The sequence below is a fragment of the Pseudoalteromonas sp. OOF1S-7 genome (assembly GCF_022347765.1).
In the GTDB taxonomy this organism is placed as follows: Bacteria; Pseudomonadota; Gammaproteobacteria; order Enterobacterales; family Alteromonadaceae; genus Pseudoalteromonas.
Genome location: NZ_JAKRFZ010000010.1, coordinates 96,700 through 113,449, shown reverse-complemented (window position 1 = coordinate 113,449; position 16,750 = coordinate 96,700). Strand labels below are relative to the sequence as shown.

General features: G+C 47.0%; 17 protein-coding genes. 7 read left to right on the top strand and 10 right to left on the bottom strand.

Annotated features, from left to right (window positions below; genetic code table 11):
• Window positions 1-41: 41 nt before the first annotated feature.
• From MHN33_RS15205 to folE2, 4 genes are all read right to left on the bottom strand, one after another.
• Window positions 42-905 (bottom strand): cobalamin biosynthesis protein, encoded by an 864-nt coding sequence (locus MHN33_RS15205; protein WP_239398949.1) that lies wholly within the window; start codon window positions 903-905, stop codon window positions 42-44.
• Between the two features lie 88 nt (window positions 906-993).
• On the bottom strand, window positions 994-1,701 hold the full coding sequence (mtnN, locus tag MHN33_RS15200) for a 5'-methylthioadenosine/S-adenosylhomocysteine nucleosidase (RefSeq protein ID WP_239398947.1): 708 nt from the start codon (window positions 1,699-1,701) through the stop codon (window positions 994-996).
• 126 nt (window positions 1,702-1,827) lie between these two features.
• Window positions 1,828-2,418, bottom strand: a complete 591-nt coding sequence (locus MHN33_RS15195) for a DUF2726 domain-containing protein (protein ID WP_239398945.1) — start codon at window positions 2,416-2,418, stop codon at window positions 1,828-1,830.
• Between the two features lie 144 nt (window positions 2,419-2,562).
• On the bottom strand, window positions 2,563-3,483 hold the full coding sequence (gene folE2 / locus MHN33_RS15190; RefSeq protein WP_239398943.1) for a GTP cyclohydrolase FolE2: 921 nt from the start codon (window positions 3,481-3,483) through the stop codon (window positions 2,563-2,565).
• Between the two features lie 271 nt (window positions 3,484-3,754).
• Here folE2 and arcB point away from each other — a divergent pair, with 271 nt between their 5' ends.
• The gene (arcB, locus tag MHN33_RS15185) at window positions 3,755-6,082 is read left to right on the top strand and encodes an aerobic respiration two-component sensor histidine kinase ArcB (RefSeq protein ID WP_239398942.1); all 2,328 of its coding nucleotides are present in this window, start codon (window positions 3,755-3,757) and stop codon (window positions 6,080-6,082) included.
• A 7-nt stretch (window positions 6,083-6,089) separates the two neighbouring features.
• Here arcB and arcA read toward each other — a convergent pair whose 3' ends face one another.
• The 5 genes from arcA to trmB all read right to left on the bottom strand — a co-directional run bounded on the left by arcA (window position 6,090) and on the right by trmB (window position 11,063).
• Entirely contained in the window at window positions 6,090-6,809 is a 720-nt protein-coding gene (gene arcA / locus MHN33_RS15180) for a two-component system response regulator ArcA (RefSeq protein WP_239398941.1), read from the bottom strand.
• 107 nt (window positions 6,810-6,916) lie between these two features.
• Entirely contained in the window at window positions 6,917-7,435 is a 519-nt protein-coding gene (locus tag MHN33_RS15175; protein WP_239399138.1) for a YfiR family protein, read from the bottom strand.
• A gap of 5 nt (window positions 7,436-7,440) precedes the next feature.
• Window positions 7,441-9,063 (bottom strand): ATP-binding protein, encoded by a 1,623-nt coding sequence (locus MHN33_RS15170; protein ID WP_239398940.1) that lies wholly within the window; start codon window positions 9,061-9,063, stop codon window positions 7,441-7,443.
• 188 nt (window positions 9,064-9,251) lie between these two features.
• Window positions 9,252-10,289 carry a methyltransferase gene (locus tag MHN33_RS15165; protein WP_239398939.1) on the bottom strand — a complete coding sequence of 346 codons (1,038 nt, stop codon included), beginning with the start codon at window positions 10,287-10,289 and terminating at the stop codon, window positions 9,252-9,254.
• Window positions 10,290-10,337: 48 nt separating this feature from the next.
• A complete protein-coding gene (gene trmB, locus MHN33_RS15160) occupies window positions 10,338-11,063 on the bottom strand; it encodes a tRNA (guanosine(46)-N7)-methyltransferase TrmB (RefSeq protein ID WP_239398938.1) in 726 nt (241 codons plus the stop codon).
• 130 nt (window positions 11,064-11,193) lie between these two features.
• Here trmB and mutY point away from each other — a divergent pair, with 130 nt between their 5' ends.
• Window positions 11,194-12,252 (top strand): A/G-specific adenine glycosylase, encoded by a 1,059-nt coding sequence (gene mutY / locus MHN33_RS15155; protein ID WP_239398937.1) that lies wholly within the window; start codon window positions 11,194-11,196, stop codon window positions 12,250-12,252.
• Between the two features lie 34 nt (window positions 12,253-12,286).
• Window positions 12,287-12,559 (top strand): oxidative damage protection protein, encoded by a 273-nt coding sequence (locus MHN33_RS15150; protein ID WP_239398936.1) that lies wholly within the window; start codon window positions 12,287-12,289, stop codon window positions 12,557-12,559.
• 269 nt (window positions 12,560-12,828) lie between these two features.
• On the opposite strand, the gene ispB is transcribed toward MHN33_RS15150, so the two are convergent.
• Window positions 12,829-13,800: an octaprenyl diphosphate synthase gene (gene ispB, locus MHN33_RS15145; RefSeq protein ID WP_239398935.1), complete on the bottom strand. Its 972-nt coding sequence runs from the start codon at window positions 13,798-13,800 to the stop codon at window positions 12,829-12,831.
• A 358-nt stretch (window positions 13,801-14,158) separates the two neighbouring features.
• On the opposite strand from ispB, the gene rplU reads away from it, so the two are divergent.
• The 4 genes from rplU (at window position 14,159) to folA (ending at window position 16,673) form a co-directional block, all read left to right on the top strand.
• Window positions 14,159-14,470 carry a 50S ribosomal protein L21 gene (rplU, locus tag MHN33_RS15140; RefSeq protein WP_010383520.1) on the top strand — a complete coding sequence of 104 codons (312 nt, stop codon included), beginning with the start codon at window positions 14,159-14,161 and terminating at the stop codon, window positions 14,468-14,470.
• Between the two features lie 19 nt (window positions 14,471-14,489).
• Window positions 14,490-14,747, top strand: a complete 258-nt coding sequence (gene rpmA / locus MHN33_RS15135; RefSeq protein ID WP_010383519.1) for a 50S ribosomal protein L27 — start codon at window positions 14,490-14,492, stop codon at window positions 14,745-14,747.
• Window positions 14,748-14,942: 195 nt separating this feature from the next.
• Window positions 14,943-16,091, top strand: a complete 1,149-nt coding sequence (gene cgtA / locus MHN33_RS15130; protein WP_239398932.1) for an Obg family GTPase CgtA — start codon at window positions 14,943-14,945, stop codon at window positions 16,089-16,091.
• A gap of 90 nt (window positions 16,092-16,181) precedes the next feature.
• The gene (gene folA, locus MHN33_RS15125; RefSeq protein ID WP_239398930.1) at window positions 16,182-16,673 is read left to right on the top strand and encodes a type 3 dihydrofolate reductase; all 492 of its coding nucleotides are present in this window, start codon (window positions 16,182-16,184) and stop codon (window positions 16,671-16,673) included.
• Window positions 16,674-16,750: the final 77 nt, after the last annotated feature.

Below are 16,750 nucleotides of genomic sequence, written 5' to 3'. Positions count from 1 at the left end.
AGCGAGTATACATAGTCAGGGCGGCCGTCGGGTCGCCCTTTTTAATGGGTGAGAACGTTCACCGTTAGCCAGCACAAGCACAGTGCGCACAGGAAAAACCAACGCATGGTTGCCAGTAGCCTGAGCATCAGGCTGATGGTTTCGGATTCAGGCGGCGTGTCGCTGCCTATGCGCATATTGTCAAAGCGTTGTTGTTGATAAAATCGTGGCCCAGCAAGTTGTGTATTGAGGCTGGCTGCGAACAAAGTCAGGATCCAGCCTGAACTGGCTGGTTGGTAAAATTGGCCATAATGTTTAAGGTAGTGAAGGGTTTTCCCCAGGTTTTGTGTCAGCGCCATCACAATGACTAGCCCCCTGACGGGCAACCATTCCAAAATTGCCAGAGTTAATTGCAGGGGTCTGATAAATGACGCGTCCGGTCGCATTTTGCTGCGCCAGGCGTGATCACAGAGCAACATCAGTTTATAACCCAGTGCCAGCAAAGGGCCGCCTATGAGGTAAAACACAATCACCAGATAAAAATGCCGTATTCCCCGCAAGGCCAGGCTATCCAGGCACGCCTTACAAATGCCCATGGCAGACAGTTTTTCGACATCCCGGTTTACCATAACGCTAACTAGTTGACGCGCGGCGGCTTTCTGTTGTTGTTTTAGTAAAATAGCAATACGTTTGGCTCGACGTTCATGCTGAATGTCGAGGCACAGAAATAAAACCAGGCCACCGAGCCACTGAGGATAGAAAGACAAATAACCCAGTGTGGCCAGGATCAGCAGGGTGAGCAATATTGGCAGGACAAATGCCAGGCTGCCGGACAACCACAGGTAACTGGTTGGGGCTTTTGGGCGGTAAACTTTCTGAGCAAGATTAGTAAACAGCAGTGTCATAATCACATGTGGGTGGTACATGCTGGACGTTCTGAACCCAACTGCGCAGAGTGTTGCCAGCAAAAAAATCAGCAAGCCCGTATGGGCTTGCAAATGCTCAGCTAACACTTTACAGCGAAACCTGATCCAGTTTTGCCAACAGGGCAGTCACCAGTTTAGAAGAGTTCACAGAGGCGACTTCCAGGTAGGCTTCGAATGATTGCGGTGATTCTTTGCCGGCGATGTCTGACAGTGAGCGGATCACAACAAACGGGGTATTTAGCACATGGCATGCCTGAGCGATGGCTGCGCCCTCCATTTCAACGGCCAGCATTTGTGGAAATTCCTGACGCGTTTTGTCAATACGCACCGGGTCACACATGAAAGAGTCTCCGGTACAAATCAACCCAACTTTTGTCTGAATATCCGCCAGTTCACCGACACTCTGCTGCGCAGCCTCTACCAAAGCGGAGTGTGCGCTAAAGCCGGCTGGCATCTGCGGTACCTGACCCAGCTCGTAGCCAAAAGCAGTCACGTCAACATCGTGGTGTTTTACTTGTGACGAGATCACCACATCACCAACATTCAGCTCAGGATCAAAGCCGCCGGCGGAACCGGTGTTGATCACACAGTCCGGTGTATAGTTGTCGATAAGTAGTGTGGTTGCAACCGTTGCTGCCACTTTACCAATTCCTGACTGAACCAGCGTGACCTCGTGACCCCCCAGATCGCCATGATAAAAAGTGAAGCCGCCTTTGGTTGCGGTTTGTATGTTGTTCATTGCGCCACGCAGAATGGTCACTTCCTGCTCCATTGCGCCTATAATGCCTACTTTCATAATATTCTCTTATTTTTTAACAGTGTTGCTCATTATATATCAAAACTGGCTTTAGAAAATATGACGTTAGGCTGGTATGTGGGTATTGCTGTCAGTCCCGTGAGGACCGACAGCGAGTGGAGTAAGCTAGATCTCTGCCAATTGTGTAGCGGCTGCTTTGGCCTGAGAAGGTGAAAGTACCGCAGGTTTGTAACTGCGATTACGTGGCTTGCCTTGTGGCTCCGGTTTTTTGCCCAGCTTGAACAGGATAGCGGCCCGTACTTCAGCACTTTTGTAGCCACTTTTAACCTTCATACGAATATGCGGGATCCCGGCTGATTCAAGTGCGCCACTGACAAACCAGTCTTTTTGTGCCTTATGACCGTTTTTATTGGCGTTATTAACCAGATCAACGGCAGCAACAATATTGAGCGTTTCTTTATCAACCAGCACATAATCGAGCTGCTTGTTTTGCGCTTTGGTGATGGCTGCCCGGCGTGCTTTTTTCGACAACCCAGGCTTACATTCAATGATCTCGATCAGCTTAACCCGGCTGACAACTTTAAACTTATCACCCACCGAGCGCTCCAACAGTTGCAGGAAAGAGGCCTCAACTGTGGTAAACACGGAATCCTTGCGGTTAAATGGATAGGGGTTACCGCCGCTATCCGTATATTTTGAAATAACAATGGAAGCAATAACGACCAGCGCCAGAATAGATAGTAATGTTAGTTCCATAAATCACTCCACGACAACAATTTGACTTTGTGAATATTAAGCAAAGAGCGTGCCTAAAGTGATATTTTTTGGGGAGTGAGCAATTTTGCTCGGCGGCGTTGAGAACGCCGAGCGTGCCGGAGAAAAGAGCGGGACTATAATGGATTAAACGCGATAGCCGTCTTTCAGGCCTTTTACAGCATATGCAACCGCATCATGTGCATGTAAAGACTCATAATGGTTTATCTTTATATAGTAGTCCTGATAATTTTCTTCTTCAAACAAGGCTTTAAGCTTTCTCGCGGCATCTTCACAGAACATTAGATTTTGTCCATTCAGGCGGGCAAACTCCTGCTCGTCTTCGCGTTTAACCGCAGCCTGTACCGGGGTTTTTAGCTCATCTTCAATCAGGTTGACCAGGCCCAGGATGTCAAATGCCTGACAGTTTTCATCCAGTTTGACTTTGATGTTAGTGACAGAGCGCTGTGAGTGTGGCGTGGCTAAAATCCCTTCTGTGGTGCCCAGCCAGGCATGCACACTGGCATGGTCAAGCGACTGACCGGCAAACTTTTGCTCAAAGGCGTTTTGGATCAGCTGACGCGCCAGGGCAGCTGAGCAGGGACAGGTCGATGAGTAGGTGACATCAACGGCAAGCTCCAGGTTAAATTGGCCATCGACCATGTTGGCAGTAATATTAATTGGGTAATTTTTCCAGCCCTGCTTGCCACTCAGCAGTGATGCGCGGCGCAACGGCAGCTCGAAATGAAACGTTACTTTGGCGTTATGGCTGAGCCCCTCATGACTGGTGATAAAACTGTCCAGCACAGAGCGAATAGTGCCCGGTGTGAGTGTTTGTTCACAGGATAAGGTATCGAGTGCCAAAAATAGTCGTGACATATGGATGCCTTTGGCATCTTCCCTGTCGAGGCTGACAAACGCATCCGCTTTGGCGGTTACCGGGGTGTCATTTAACCCTTTGCTGGATAACAACAAAGGTAGCTCGATATTTCCCATTCCGACCCAGTCCAGCTTACCTTCTCGTAAGGCGTCTGCAGAATGTGCAATGTCAGGCATTGAAGTTGGCATTTGAACTCTCTTAATCACGACTATCAGGGTGGGGCATGTTACACCAAAATGTCACAGCTTGCCGAGCCCGCACGAAGAATTCTGGTAAAAAAATCGCCCAAGTGTGCAAATATTCATACGCTGGTGTCGACTTTCTAAACACCTTTAAAAGGCAGAGAAATTGCGGGCTTTGGTGGTCATTTTGGTTTATGCAAGATAGCTTGCGACTTTTGGTGACTCGCTTCTGTGTTTGGGTCAGGTATAATGTAGGCGTTAACTGGGTGATTTTATTATGCTTGACTCTTCATTTGGGACCTGGGCCCGAATTCTATCTAATTTGATTAAAAATTACGGAGACCGCTGGGCGGGGGCTGTCGCCTACGCGTTTGTGCTGGTGGTGTCTCTGGTGTTAGCGTGCATGTTTTATTATGTTGCGCTCGGCGAAGTCACACTGGTCAATGTGTTGTCAGTAGTGGTGTTTGCCGCACTGACCTCTCCGTTGCTACTCTCTGTTGCTATCTATGCAATGCGCCAACTGGACGCGTCGAAAGAGTATCTGGAGTCCGCTACACAGCAAGAAAAATTGCTTAACCAGACTCTCAAGGACAATATTAACCGACTCAACAATGAGATAGATGAGCGGAAAATGGCCTTGCATGCTAAGCACAGAGCGATTGCAGAATTGCGCAAAGAGATCTCGGAGCGGCGCAAAGCCCAGCAAGAGCTGGCGCAGCAGAGCATGTTATTGCGCAGTATCGTGGACTCTTCTCCGGATCTATTTTATTACCGGGATGAGCGTGGTGTATTTGCCGGCTGTAATAAGAAGTTCGAGCAAGTTATTGGTAAAACCAGTGCACAGCTGATTGGCCATACAGTACAGCAAGTGTTTGGTGAACAAGACATTCCCAGGGTGTTACAGACCGACGAGCAAGTAATAGAAACTCAGCAATCAATTAATGTTGACGTAGAATACCCGGTTGCAAACGAAAACTGCTGGTTTGAGATGCGCAAGTTGCCCTTTATTAACGATGACGGCGAGTACATCGGTTTGCTGGCGTTTGGTCGTGATATAACCAGCCGTAAAGAAGCGGAGCAGGCGCTGGAAACGGCCTATAAAGACAAAGGGAAATTTATTGCCACTTTGAGTCACGAGCTACGCACGCCACTCAATGGGATTGTTGGGTTAACACGCATGTTGCTGGACACTGAGCTGACCAAGCAACAAAAGAGCTGGTGTAACACCGTGTTCTCCAGTGCCGAAACGCTGGGGAATATCTTCAATGACATTATCGATCTGGACAAGATAGACAGAGAGCAGCTGGACATAGCTACAGACAGCATCAATGTGTCGGACTTCATTAATGATGTGGTCAACTTTGCAGGGCTGATTGCTGAGCAAAAAGGCCTTGAATTTAACATCAAGCGTACAGGCATGCTGGATATCTACGCACTCTTAGACCCGACCCGACTGCGGCAAGTACTTTGGAACTTGATCAATAATGCGGTGAAGTTTACCCACAGAGGGGGAGTCACTCTGGAATGTCGCCGTGAAAATCGTGCGGACGGTCCCTGGCTGTCGATCAGTGTCATCGACACAGGCGTTGGCATTCCATCCGACCAGCAAGATCGTATTTTTGATATGTACTACAAAGCGCCAGATGCAAGTGGTAATAATGCCATAGGCTCGGGCATTGGCCTGGCGGTGACAAAAGCCCTGGTCCACGCCATGAAAGGCACCATTCATGTCAGCAGTATGCAAGGCGAGGGCAGTCGCTTCGATGTTGAGTTGCCGCTGGAGCTATGCACAGCCCCCAACGAGCAAAGCTACGCGGGCCGCAGCCTGTATATACTTTTGGTTGAAGACGTGCCGCTGAACGCTGAAATTGCCACTAATTTACTGGAGCAGCGTGGCCATGAAGTCGTCTGGGCGGAAACCGGTGAAGATGCCTTGTCTATGGTTGAAACGGAAGATGAATTAGATCTGATCCTGCTTGATATGCAGTTACCAGATATTAATGGCGATGAAGTGGCAAGGCAGATCCGTGCCGACAGCCATTTTGATGAGTTACCTATCGTTGCGCTGACCGCCAATGTACGCAGTGCCGAGCAAGAGTTACAGGGGATAGATATTCAGGGGGCGCTGGCTAAACCTATCAACACCACCAAACTGGATAAGATGCTCGCAGAGCTGTTTGGGATCGAAGCAAGCAAAGATAAGCAAGCTTTACCGCAGGCAGAACCGCTGCAACTGAGTGAGCAGGAGCAAGCCTTGCTGGATGTAGAAACCATCACCGACTTTGTTTCATCCATGGGCATAGAGGCATTTAAACGCAGCTGTGATTTGTTTACCCGCCTCAATCCGACTTACTGCAATGAGCTGAATGAAGCGAATCAGAGTGGTGATACTGAGGTCTATGTGTCTGTGGCACACAAGCTTAAAGGAGCCGCAGGCTCGGTGGGTCTGCAAAACGTACAGTTACATGCCAAAACAATGGAGCTTGAAGGGGCTAAGGCTGATACCGGGCGGCGCGCAGATTGGTTGGATGAACTGGAAGTTAAAATAAGAGAAGGGCAATCTGCCCTTCACTCATTAATTGCAAAACTCGCTGAAAACTCGTAACGCAAACTTACTGGCTATCAATCTTCCCGATGAAGCGGTAGCCTTCACCATGAATGGTGCTGATCAGTTCAGGAGTATTGTTGTCGGTTTCAAAGTGCTTACGAATACGACGAATGGTTACGTCTACCGTTCTGTCGTTAGCACGTAGTTCGCGACCTGTCATGTGCTTGATCAGCTGCTCACGGCTGAAGATACGGCCTGGTGAATCAAGCATCAGACGTAATGCTCGGTATTCGCCCTTCGGTAAGCGTTTAGCTTCACCTGTAGGTGAAGTCAGGCAGCGGCTGTTCTCATCCAACTCCCAACCGTTAAACGTAATGACACCATTGCTGTCAATACTAGACTCTTCCGGGGTTGAACCGGTACGAGAAATCAGGTTGCGCACGCGGATAGTAAGCTCACGTGGGTTGAAAGGCTTAGTAACATAGTCGTCGGCACCGATCTCAAGACCCAGAATACGGTCGACATCGTTGTCACGACCTGTAAGGAAAATCAGGCCGATGTTTTTCTTCTGGCGCAACTCACGAGCCAGGATAAGGCCATTTTTACCAGGCAGGTTAATATCCATGATCACACAGTTGACATCATCATTTGATGTCAATTTTTCATGCATATCATCGCCATCAATGGCTTCAATTACCTTATAACCTTCGGCTTCAAATAAACTAACGAGGTTCAGTCGAGTTACGTCTTCATCCTCAACAATTAGAATGACTGGCGTTTGCATTATTAATTAACCTTTTCGGAATATTGTATTTACAAAATCTTCGGCGTTATATAATAAAACCGAATGTTAACGATTATAGGAGTATATTCAATTGTTAACAAGTAAAATCAGTTAGGATAAAACTTGGAGACGGCAAGCAACCGTGAAAGCACTTTAAAGTTGTGCTGAGTGACTTCTTGCTTGTTTATATAAAGCCTTATCTTACTCCCTTCCTGGACCAAGGACGCAATCCCACCCCCTTCCAAAAATTCGATACTTTCGCCCACAGTTACCATACTTAGTGCCATTGTATCGGTCCAAGCGGACAGTATATCATCTTCCAATGTTTCATCAATGTATGTGATATCACATCGCAGGGAAAGTTCCCTAAGTGAGTCAGACTTTTTTACTTCTATTATTTCTATCGGCTTTAAACGTATTTTTAAGGTACGGTTACTATATAAAACAGCGCCTGGTCCGTTTTTGATGTCATAAAAACAAAAACGAGTGGTCTTCTTATTTTTTTGCTCAGGAAAATCAATGAACTTTGCCATTTGATATAAAAAGGCTGAGCGGATTTCCTCGGGCGATTTTGCATAGCTAAACGTAGAAAAAAACGTAAAATAACAAAAAATCAGTAGGTACATATATCTCACTGTGTACCTCCTTTCAGAGGCAAGCTGATCACAAACTGAGTACCGGATTGATAGTCTTCCTGTAGTGTGATGCTTCCCCCCAGTGCCTGAGTGACCAGGTTGTATACCAAATGCATACCCAGGCCACTGCCGCCTTCTCCCCGGCGAGTGGTAACAAATGGATCAAATATACGTTTTTTGATGCCATTGGGCACGCCAACACCATTGTCACTGTACACAATCGTTAATTGCGACTCTTCGCGGTTCACTTTTATAGCAATTTCGTTATTTTCGTTACCTACAAAACCGTGTAACAGTGAATTTGAAAAGAGTTGTTCAAACACCTGTTGCAGTAAACCCGACTTGCTTCTGATGGTAAGCTCTTCGGGACAGTCAACATGGATCTGAGGTGATTTCAGTTCCAGCTCTGTACGCATTGACCCCATCACTGCATTGAGCAGTTTGGTGATGTTGACATCTGAATTGATCTCTATGTCCTGACTGACCGCAACCTTTTTAAAGCTTGAGATCAGATCAGCTGCCCGGTTGAGGTTACGATAAATGAGATCCAGATTTTCGATCCCTTCTTTTATAAACCGTTCCAGCTGTTTTGAAGTCAGTGTTTTTTGCTGGAAGGCGACTTCGATATCACTCAGTTTATCGCGCAATAATGTCGAGCCTGTTACGCCCAGACCTATGGGGGTGTTGACCTCGTGCGCGACACCTGCAACCATCTGGCCCAGCGATGCCATCTTTTCGTTCTCAACAATCTGGTTCTGATACTGATGCATACGCTCGAGTGTATTGAGCAGCTCCTGGTTCGCTTCTCTGAGCGCTATAGTACGTTGATTGACTTTTTCTTCCAGGCTTTGGTTGAGCTGTTTGATTTCTTGTTTATCTGCCTGATGTCGCTCAAGCTGGTTTTGCGTCCGGGTAAGCATGATATTGAGGTTGTTGGCGAGGATATTAATCTCTTCTATGTCACTTTTTTCCGCCCGGGTCGCGTAGTTGTGATTCTTCGAAACGTCCTGTAACAGAATAGAAAGGCCCTCTATCGGACTGGCAATACGCTTTTGGATCCCACGGGCGACAAACATCACCAGCACCAGTACAAACAGAGTCAGCGCAATATCAACCAATATTTTTCTGTTGATGTACTCGGCCAGATGCTCAAGACCACCACGCAGGTAAACGTAACCTTCTATATTGCCCTCGTACTCGACGGGCAGGATTAACTCTATATAGTCTTCAGATATTTTGGGCGTTCTGAGTTCCTCAATCTGGTTGACTTTCAGTGGTACCGGAGGCGTTTTGCTGGCGTTGTAGCTGGTGAAAAAGACCGGCCGATTCGTGACATCGTCAATTGCATAGATGTGGATGTTTTTCACTAAATCCACTTTATCGAATGATTTAAGGCGTTTCTCTTCGGTTTTTCTGTCGTCGAAAATCAGCGTTACCTGGGCGTTAAACGCAATGATCTCCGCGATCATTTCCAGCTTATTGATGATCAGCTGCTTTTGCTTTTTAACGTCGAGGTAGGTTGAAATTGAGATAGACAGGGACAAAGACAGCGCCGTAACTAGCATGACTGCACTGATCAGTACTTTTCTTATACTTGTTTTTGTTGCGTATTTACCCATTGGGAGACCACAAATCCCGCTTGCCTGCTATTCACTCACCTTAGTTTAGCAGTATAGAACACAAAAAAGCTCACATTTTACGAAACGATTCAGCACTTTGCTGGCCGATAATTTGTTTAATAATGCGTCAGGAGATACAGGTTGTGTGAATATAGCCAGCCCAATAGCGAGATTGAACTGGCCATAACTCAATTTTGACAGGCTCGGTAGACGGCAAATTTAGTATTTTTTACCAGCGTATGGCAGTGCCCAAAGCGTGCTTCAATAATCGGGGGATATTTCAGGAAGCTATTTGCAACTATGCGTAGCTGCGCCCCTTTAGTCATGTGAGCAGCAGCCCCCTGGATAAACCCTTCGGCAATGTCATAGTCTGTTTTAATGCCGGTATGAAAAGGCGGGTTACTGATAATGGCATCAAAGCGACCTTGCAACTGTTTAAGGCCGTCGCTGAGCACCAGTTCAGCCTCATGACCATTCAGGCTTAAGGTTTGCTCGCAGGCGTGTAACGCCAGTGCATTGACATCCAGACAGCTAAATCGAACTTTGGGAGACTGGTTGAGTATAAAGGTAGCGATGATTCCGGCGCCACAGCCAAAGTCGAGCATGTTACCGTGACTGGGCAGCTCAAGGTGCTCCAGCAGCAGTTTAGTACCTAGATCCAGCTTACCATGGTTAAATACGCCCGGGACGCTGACGGCTTCAAACTGCTGCCCGGCAACCGCTATGGTGAAGGTTTGCTGGTAGCTGGCAATGTCAAAGTGGGACACAGGTTGCAGTTGGGCAAACTCGTACAAAATACAATGCTTGGCACTATCCAGCTTATAGTGTGCTGCGCATTTATCTTGTAGCTGCTTTTCAGCAGACTTAACGCCACCTTTGTTTTCTCCGACGACCAGTAAGCGGGTTTTGTCAGTGCACAGTGCACGAATATTATCGAACATCATCTGTGCTTCGGGCTTGGACTTTGGGTAGTAATAAATGATCAAATCGAGATCATTAAGCGCAGGCAGGCTGTGCGAGACATAGCTATTGATGTCAGCGACCTGAGTGGCAGCCTGATGATCGGCAAAGTCATAGCTGAAGGCACTGATGGTTGCCTGCGCAGCCAACTGCTTTAGTTCAGATAAAAAGCCGTCACGCTGGTGGTTGATCACCAAAATATGCTGGCCTGTCAGCTCTTCTTCGTTGCGCAACAATAATAAGCTGGGGTTGGTTAATTTTTGCATCAGAGGTCCACAATAGACGGGGCAGGGTGCCCCGGTAGCAATGACAGGTTAGGCTGTACGTTCAAACATCAGATCCCATACACCATGACCCAGGCGGTGACCGCGTTGCTCAAATTTAGTCAGGGGGCGGAAATTCGGGCGTGGTACATAATCGTTGCTGTCAGATTGGTTAGCAAAACCAGGCGCTGACTGCATAACTTCCAGCATATGCTCTGCATAGTTTTCCCAGTCTGTTGCCATATGGAAAACACCACCGATACGCAGCTTAGTACGAAGTTTCTCAACAAACTCGGCCTGAACGATGCGACGCTTATGGTGGCGCTTCTTGTGCCAGGGATCAGGGAAAAACAGCTGAAGTTTTGCCAGACTGCCGTCCGGTATGCAATCTGCCAGTACTTCAACTGCATCATGCTCAAAGACGCGCAGGTTAGTGACGCCCTGTTCGTCGGCTTCCATTAAACAGGCTCCGACACCCGGACGGTGTACTTCAATACCAATAAAATTCTGATCTGGCGCGTTTTTCGCCATTTCAACCAGAGATTTACCCATGCCAAAGCCAATTTCAACCACAACATCATTGTCGTTGCCGAACACCTCGGTAAAGTCCAGGCGACCCTGAGCGTGCTCCAGGCCCATCGTTGCCCAGCATTTTTCAATGGCGGCAGCTTGCCCTTTGGTCAGGCGGCCTTCGCGTTTTACAAAGCTGCGTACTTTGCGAATGTACTTGCCTTCCTGCTCGGCTTGTTCCAGAGCGGTTTTACTCGATTCGTTCATGGTCTTCATCTTCGGTGTAAAAAATGGGCGCACATTATCGCTATTCGCAGCGTCAAGTACAAGAGCTTGACCTTTGAAAAAAGCTTCATACACTGGCGCGTGTATTAGCAAGTAAAAGCAGAGTCTCGCAATGACAGTAAATAATGAGCAGGCCCAGTGGTTTGCCAAGCAAGTTGTCGACTGGTACCAGTTACATGGGCGTAAAACACTGCCCTGGCAACTTGAGAAGACCCCGTATAAAGTTTGGGTGTCCGAGGTAATGTTACAGCAAACTCAGGTTGTGACTGTGATCCCGTATTTTGAACGCTTTATGGCGCGTTTCCCGACCATAATCGACCTGGCCGATGCACCCGAAGACGAAGTATTGCATCACTGGACCGGCCTTGGGTATTACGCTCGTGCGCGTAACTTACATAAAACCGCCAAAATTGTGCGCGATGAATATCAGGGCAAATTTCCGCAAACGTTAGAAGCCGTGATGGCGCTACCGGGGATTGGCCGCTCTACGGCAGGGGCCGTACTTTCTTTGTCTTTGGATCAGCCCCACCCGATCCTGGATGGTAATGTAAAGCGTGTACTGGCACGTTTTTTTATGGTGGAAGGCTGGTACGGCGTCAAGAAGGTCGAAAATGAATTGTGGGCTCTGACGGATGCGCTGACCCCAACTGATCGTGTTTCGGAATATAACCAGGCGATGATGGACTTAGGGGCGAGCCTGTGCAGTCGCAGTAACTTTGACTGTGAGGCTTGCCCTTTGGTCAGCCGCTGTCAGGCCTGTCAAAAAGGCAGAGTGAAAGAATTTCCAAACTCTAAGCCGAAAAAAGTTAAACCCAAAAAAGCCACTTATCATTTAATAGTACGAGCGGATGATAAGGTGCTGATGGAAAAACGGCCAAGTAGTGGCATCTGGGGCGGGTTGTTTGGTTTTTTTGAGTTTAGTGAATTGACTGAACTGGAAACCTTCCTGGCACAGCAAGGTATTACGGGTAGTCGGCAAACATTGTCGTCATTTGTGCATATTTTTACGCACTTTGAGCTGACTATCACACCTGTGATTGTTGAACTGAATATGACACCGGATTGTGTTCATGACAATCCATTGCTCTGGTACTCGTTACCACAGCCTGCTGAGGTGGGTTTAGCTGCACCGACTAAAAAGTTGGTTAAAGTCTTAAAGGCAATGGGGTAAACTTAGTTACAACAAATGCATAAAGGGTAAAGAGATGGCACGTACCGTATTTTGTCAAAAGTTACAAAAAGAAGCTCCCGGGTTAGATTTTCAACTTTATCCGGGTGAGATTGGCGAACGTATCTTTAATAACATCAGTAAAGAAGCGTGGCAGCAGTGGCAGTATAAGCAAACAATGTTGATCAACGAAAAGCACTTAAACATGATGGACCCTGAACACCGTCAGCAGCTTGAAGAGCAAATGGTGGGTTTTTTGTTTGAAGGCAAAGACGTTGAGATTGAAGGCTACCGTCCAAAAGAAGGGTAATACCAATTTTACTTATTATCTGTTCAATTTGAAGGAGCAAATATGGCGCTAACTGTGTTAAAAATCTCTCATTTAGAGCCTATACCTTAGACATAGGCTCACACATTTTTGCCTCGCCTACCTGTACGTAGGTGTCTCAGCGAGAGTTGGGCGAGTGAGCGATGTTATCGACCATATTTCTGCCTCAAAGTAGAGCACTTAACTAAACATATTGGTACAGACATTAAAAAAGGCTGCAGTTGCAGCCTTTTTAATGTCTGTTTACAGTCTTAGTAGCTGCGATCAACCGCCAGCTTAGCCAGTGAAATCAGGGCCGTTTTGTGCTCTGACTCGGGTAAAGTACTGAGTTGATCTATGGCTTTTTGTGATTCGTGACGGGCACGCTCCATGGTATGTTCAAGCGCTTGCGTCTGCTCAAGAGTTGCCAGAATCTCGGTGAGATTATCAAGTCCATTACCGTTGGCGATAGCATCGCGGATCTGCGTAACCTGGGCTTCATTACCGTGGCGCATTGCGTAAATTAAAGGCAGGGTTGGTTTACCTTCAGCTAAATCATCACCGATATTTTTACCAAGCTGTTCGGCATTGGCGCTGTAGTCGAGGACATCATCGACGAGTTGGAAAGCGGTACCTAAGTGCATACCATACAGCTTTAGGGCTTCTTTGGTTTCTGCTGGTTTATCTAACACGACAGCCGGTAGCATAGTTGCAGCCTCAAATAGCTTGGCAGTTTTACTATATATTACCTGCATATAGCTTTGCTCAGTAGTGTCCGGGTCATTACAGTTCATCAGCTGTAACACCTCACCTTCCGCAATCACATTGGTTGCATCAGCCAGTATCTGCATCACTTCCATATTTTCCAGTCCGACCATCAACTGAAAAGAGCGTGTGTATATAAAGTCACCAACCAGTACGCTGGCGGCATTACCAAATTCGGCATTGGCCGTGGGCTCGCCACGCCGTAACGCCGATTCATCAACCACATCGTCATGCAATAAAGTGGCGGTGTGGATAAATTCGATAATGGTTGCCAGTGTAACGTGTTTATCGCCCTGATACCCCAGTGCCTTGGCAACCAAAAGTGCCAGCATAGGGCGGATCCGTTTGCCACCACTATTGACTATATATAAGCCAAGTTGATTAACCAGTGCGACGTCAGATTGCATTTGGTCGCTGATAAGTTGATTAACGGCAAGCATGTCTTGCTCAATCAATCTCTGGATCGCTTTGATATCCATAACGCTCCGAGCTAAAGCCTCATTCAGGGATGTTCGAATCGCAAGTGTACATTAAAAATCACCGTGACTCGATAACTTGGCGTAATAGAGGTTAAAAAATCAGAGCTTTTGTTTGTTTTTTGTTCTGTTTGTCTGTTTCGGATTAAAACCCCAGTGTGTAAAAAGCAAAAAAGAGCTTGGCTTATCACACCTTTTCGTTAGAATAAATGAAAATATTATTACGCCCTCAAGTTAGCTATTTTTTATTCGTTTATTTGCGATCTAGGGCTTGCGTGAAGTAGCACATTAGCGTAAACTTCGCGCCCTATTGAAGAATATTAAGTTGCGTCGATTTGAGGGCGCACAGACGGAGTTAATTATGTACGCGGTTTTCCAAAGTGGTGGTAAACAGCACCGTGTGACTGAAGGTCAAACAATTCGTCTAGAGAAACTAGACGTTGAGACTGGTGCATCAATTGAATTTGATTCAGTACTTCTTGTAGCTGATGGTGAAAAAATCGAGATCGGTGCGCCGTTCGTAAACGGTGGTAAGATTACAGCTGAGGTTGTATCTCACGGTCGTGGCGAGAAAATTAAGATCGTTAAATTTAGACGTCGTAAGCATTCTCGCAAGCAGATGGGCCACCGTCAGTGGTTCACTGAAGTTAAAATCACTGGCATTAGCGCTTAATTTTTAGAGGTACAGAAAGATGGCACATAAGAAGGCAGCTGGTAGTACTCGTAACGGTCGCGATTCAGAAAGTAAACGCTTAGGTGTTAAGCGTTTCGGTGGCGAATCAGTACTTGCGGGTAACATCATTGTTCGTCAACGTGGTACTAAGTTCCACGCTGGTACTAACGCAGGTATCGGTAAAGACCACACAATCTTCGCAAAAGCAGACGGTAAAGTCGTTTTTGAGCAGAAAGGTCCTTTAAACCGTAAATACGTTAGCATCATTGCTGAGTAATCGGTAAAAAGAATACTGAAAAACCCCGCTTAGGCGGGGTTTTTTGTTTTTATAGAGCAGAGCCTGAATTTTGCTCTAACCTTATTCCTGTCAAATACGCGCCACAGACCGGTAGTTAGGCATTTGACCATGCTGATCAAGCCGCTATGAACTTGCTATAATAGCAGGTGCTGAACAACCAGTAAGAGAGTAACCATGAAGTTTGTCGATGAAGTAGAGATCCGCGCGGAAGCCGGAGACGGTGGAAGCGGTGTCGTTTCATTTCGCCGCGAAAAGTTTGTACCCGACGGTGGCCCGGATGGAGGGGACGGCGGGGACGGAGGTAGCGTCTATCTTGAAGCAGACGAAAACCTCAATACCCTGATTGACTATCAATTTGAGCGCTTCCATCGTGCCGAGCGTGGTACTAATGGTCATGGCCGTAACATGACAGGTAAAAAAGGCGTGGACTTGATCCTGAAAGTGCCGGAAGGGACGCGCGTGACCGATGTTGATACGCAGGAATGCCTGGGCGATCTGACTAAGCATGGACAAAAACTGCTGGTCGCTAAAGGCGGCTATCATGGTTTAGGTAATACGCGATTTAAGTCAAGCACAAACCGGGCACCGAGACAGAAAACACTGGGGACGCCTGGTGAAGTACGCAATTTGAAGCTGGAACTGATGTTGCTGGCTGATGTTGGTTTGCTAGGGCTGCCAAACGCAGGCAAATCTACCTTTATTCGTAGTGTCTCTGCCGCTAAACCTAAAGTGGCGGATTACCCGTTTACAACGCTGGTGCCTAACCTGGGTGTAGTTCGCCCTGAAGCGAACAAGTCGTTTGTCATTGCCGATATTCCCGGTTTGATCGAAGGCGCGTCAGACGGTGCGGGTCTTGGGATCCGCTTCCTGAAGCATCTGGAGCGGTGCCGTGTGTTGCTTCATATTGTCGATGTAATGCCGGTGGATGGTACGGATCCGGTTGATAATGCGTTTGCAATCATCAACGAGTTGCACCAGTACAGTCCAAAACTTGCTAACAAACCGCGTTGGTTGGTGCTGAATAAAATTGATCTGCTCGCAGAAGACGAGCTGGAAGAAGTTTGCCAGCGCATTGCAGAAGAGTTAGATGCAGAGCATGTATACCGCATTTCAGCTGCAAACAAGTTTAATACTCAGCAGTTGTGCTACGACATTCAGGGCCTGCTGGACAGTATGCCTCGCGATAAGTTCGAGGAGCAGGAACAGGAAGAAGTCGAATTCAAGTGGGATACATACCACCGCCAGGCAACCCAGGATAACGATGATGACTGGGATGACTGGGATGAAGATGACTACGATGTCGAAGTCGTCTACGAAAGATAAGCGCAATCCGTATTAGAGCCTGACTAATCGGATTGGCACAAAAAGGGCCTTTGGCCCTTTTTTAGTATAAAAGTATGAGAGGAGTGTGTTGTGATAATATCAATGATTGCAGCGATGGCAAACGGACGTATCATTGGCGATGATAACGCCATGCCCTGGCATTTACCTGCTGACTTGAAACATTTTAAAGCTGTTACCCTAAATAAACCTGTCGTGATGGGGCGCAAAACATTTGAATCTATCGGCCGCCCTCTTCCTGGCAGAAGAAATATCGTGATCAGCCGTAATCTAAATTACGGTGCTGAGGGAATTGAAGTGGTCTCATCTCCACAAGACGCTTTATCCCTGGTTGACGGGTGTGAAGAAGTTATGATCATTGGAGGTGGAAATATTTATGAACAGTTTCTACCCTTAAGTAATCGGCTTTATTTAACATACATAGACTTGGATGTTTCAGGTGATACGCGCTTCCCTGACCATACACAGGCCGGTGAATGGCATGAAGTGGCGCGCGAAGCTTTTGAAGCAGATGAGAAAAATTTGTATAGTTATAAGTTCGTAACTCTAAATAAAGGAATATAACTTTGTTGCTAACAATTGTATTGGTTGATACAATATTGAGCGTTTGTTCTTACGAAAAAAGTACTAGGTGATTGGTG

What these genes read in the sequence shown, in the direction of transcription:
- folE2 (WP_239398943.1), bottom strand. Translation starts at nt 3,483, where the DNA reads ATGCCAACTTCAATGCCTGACATTGCACATTCTGCAGACGCCTTACGA.
- arcA (WP_239398941.1), bottom strand. Translation starts at nt 6,809, where the DNA reads ATGCAAACGCCAGTCATTCTAATTGTTGAGGATGAAGACGTAACTCGA.
- MHN33_RS15150 (WP_239398936.1), top strand. Translation starts at nt 12,287, where the DNA reads ATGGCACGTACCGTATTTTGTCAAAAGTTACAAAAAGAAGCTCCCGGG.
- mutY (WP_239398937.1), top strand. Translation starts at nt 11,194, where the DNA reads ATGACAGTAAATAATGAGCAGGCCCAGTGGTTTGCCAAGCAAGTTGTC.
- rplU (WP_010383520.1), top strand. Translation starts at nt 14,159, where the DNA reads ATGTACGCGGTTTTCCAAAGTGGTGGTAAACAGCACCGTGTGACTGAA.
- mtnN (WP_239398947.1), bottom strand. Translation starts at nt 1,701, where the DNA reads ATGAAAGTAGGCATTATAGGCGCAATGGAGCAGGAAGTGACCATTCTG.
- MHN33_RS15205 (WP_239398949.1), bottom strand. Translation starts at nt 905, where the DNA reads ATGTACCACCCACATGTGATTATGACACTGCTGTTTACTAATCTTGCT.
- MHN33_RS15165 (WP_239398939.1), bottom strand. Translation starts at nt 10,289, where the DNA reads ATGCAAAAATTAACCAACCCCAGCTTATTATTGTTGCGCAACGAAGAA.
- arcB (WP_239398942.1), top strand. Translation starts at nt 3,755, where the DNA reads ATGCTTGACTCTTCATTTGGGACCTGGGCCCGAATTCTATCTAATTTG.
- cgtA (WP_239398932.1), top strand. Translation starts at nt 14,943, where the DNA reads ATGAAGTTTGTCGATGAAGTAGAGATCCGCGCGGAAGCCGGAGACGGT.
- MHN33_RS15175 (WP_239399138.1), bottom strand. Translation starts at nt 7,435, where the DNA reads ATGTACCTACTGATTTTTTGTTATTTTACGTTTTTTTCTACGTTTAGC.
- MHN33_RS15170 (WP_239398940.1), bottom strand. Translation starts at nt 9,063, where the DNA reads ATGGGTAAATACGCAACAAAAACAAGTATAAGAAAAGTACTGATCAGT.
- ispB (WP_239398935.1), bottom strand. Translation starts at nt 13,800, where the DNA reads ATGGATATCAAAGCGATCCAGAGATTGATTGAGCAAGACATGCTTGCC.
- trmB (WP_239398938.1), bottom strand. Translation starts at nt 11,063, where the DNA reads ATGAACGAATCGAGTAAAACCGCTCTGGAACAAGCCGAGCAGGAAGGC.
- rpmA (WP_010383519.1), top strand. Translation starts at nt 14,490, where the DNA reads ATGGCACATAAGAAGGCAGCTGGTAGTACTCGTAACGGTCGCGATTCA.
- MHN33_RS15195 (WP_239398945.1), bottom strand. Translation starts at nt 2,418, where the DNA reads ATGGAACTAACATTACTATCTATTCTGGCGCTGGTCGTTATTGCTTCC.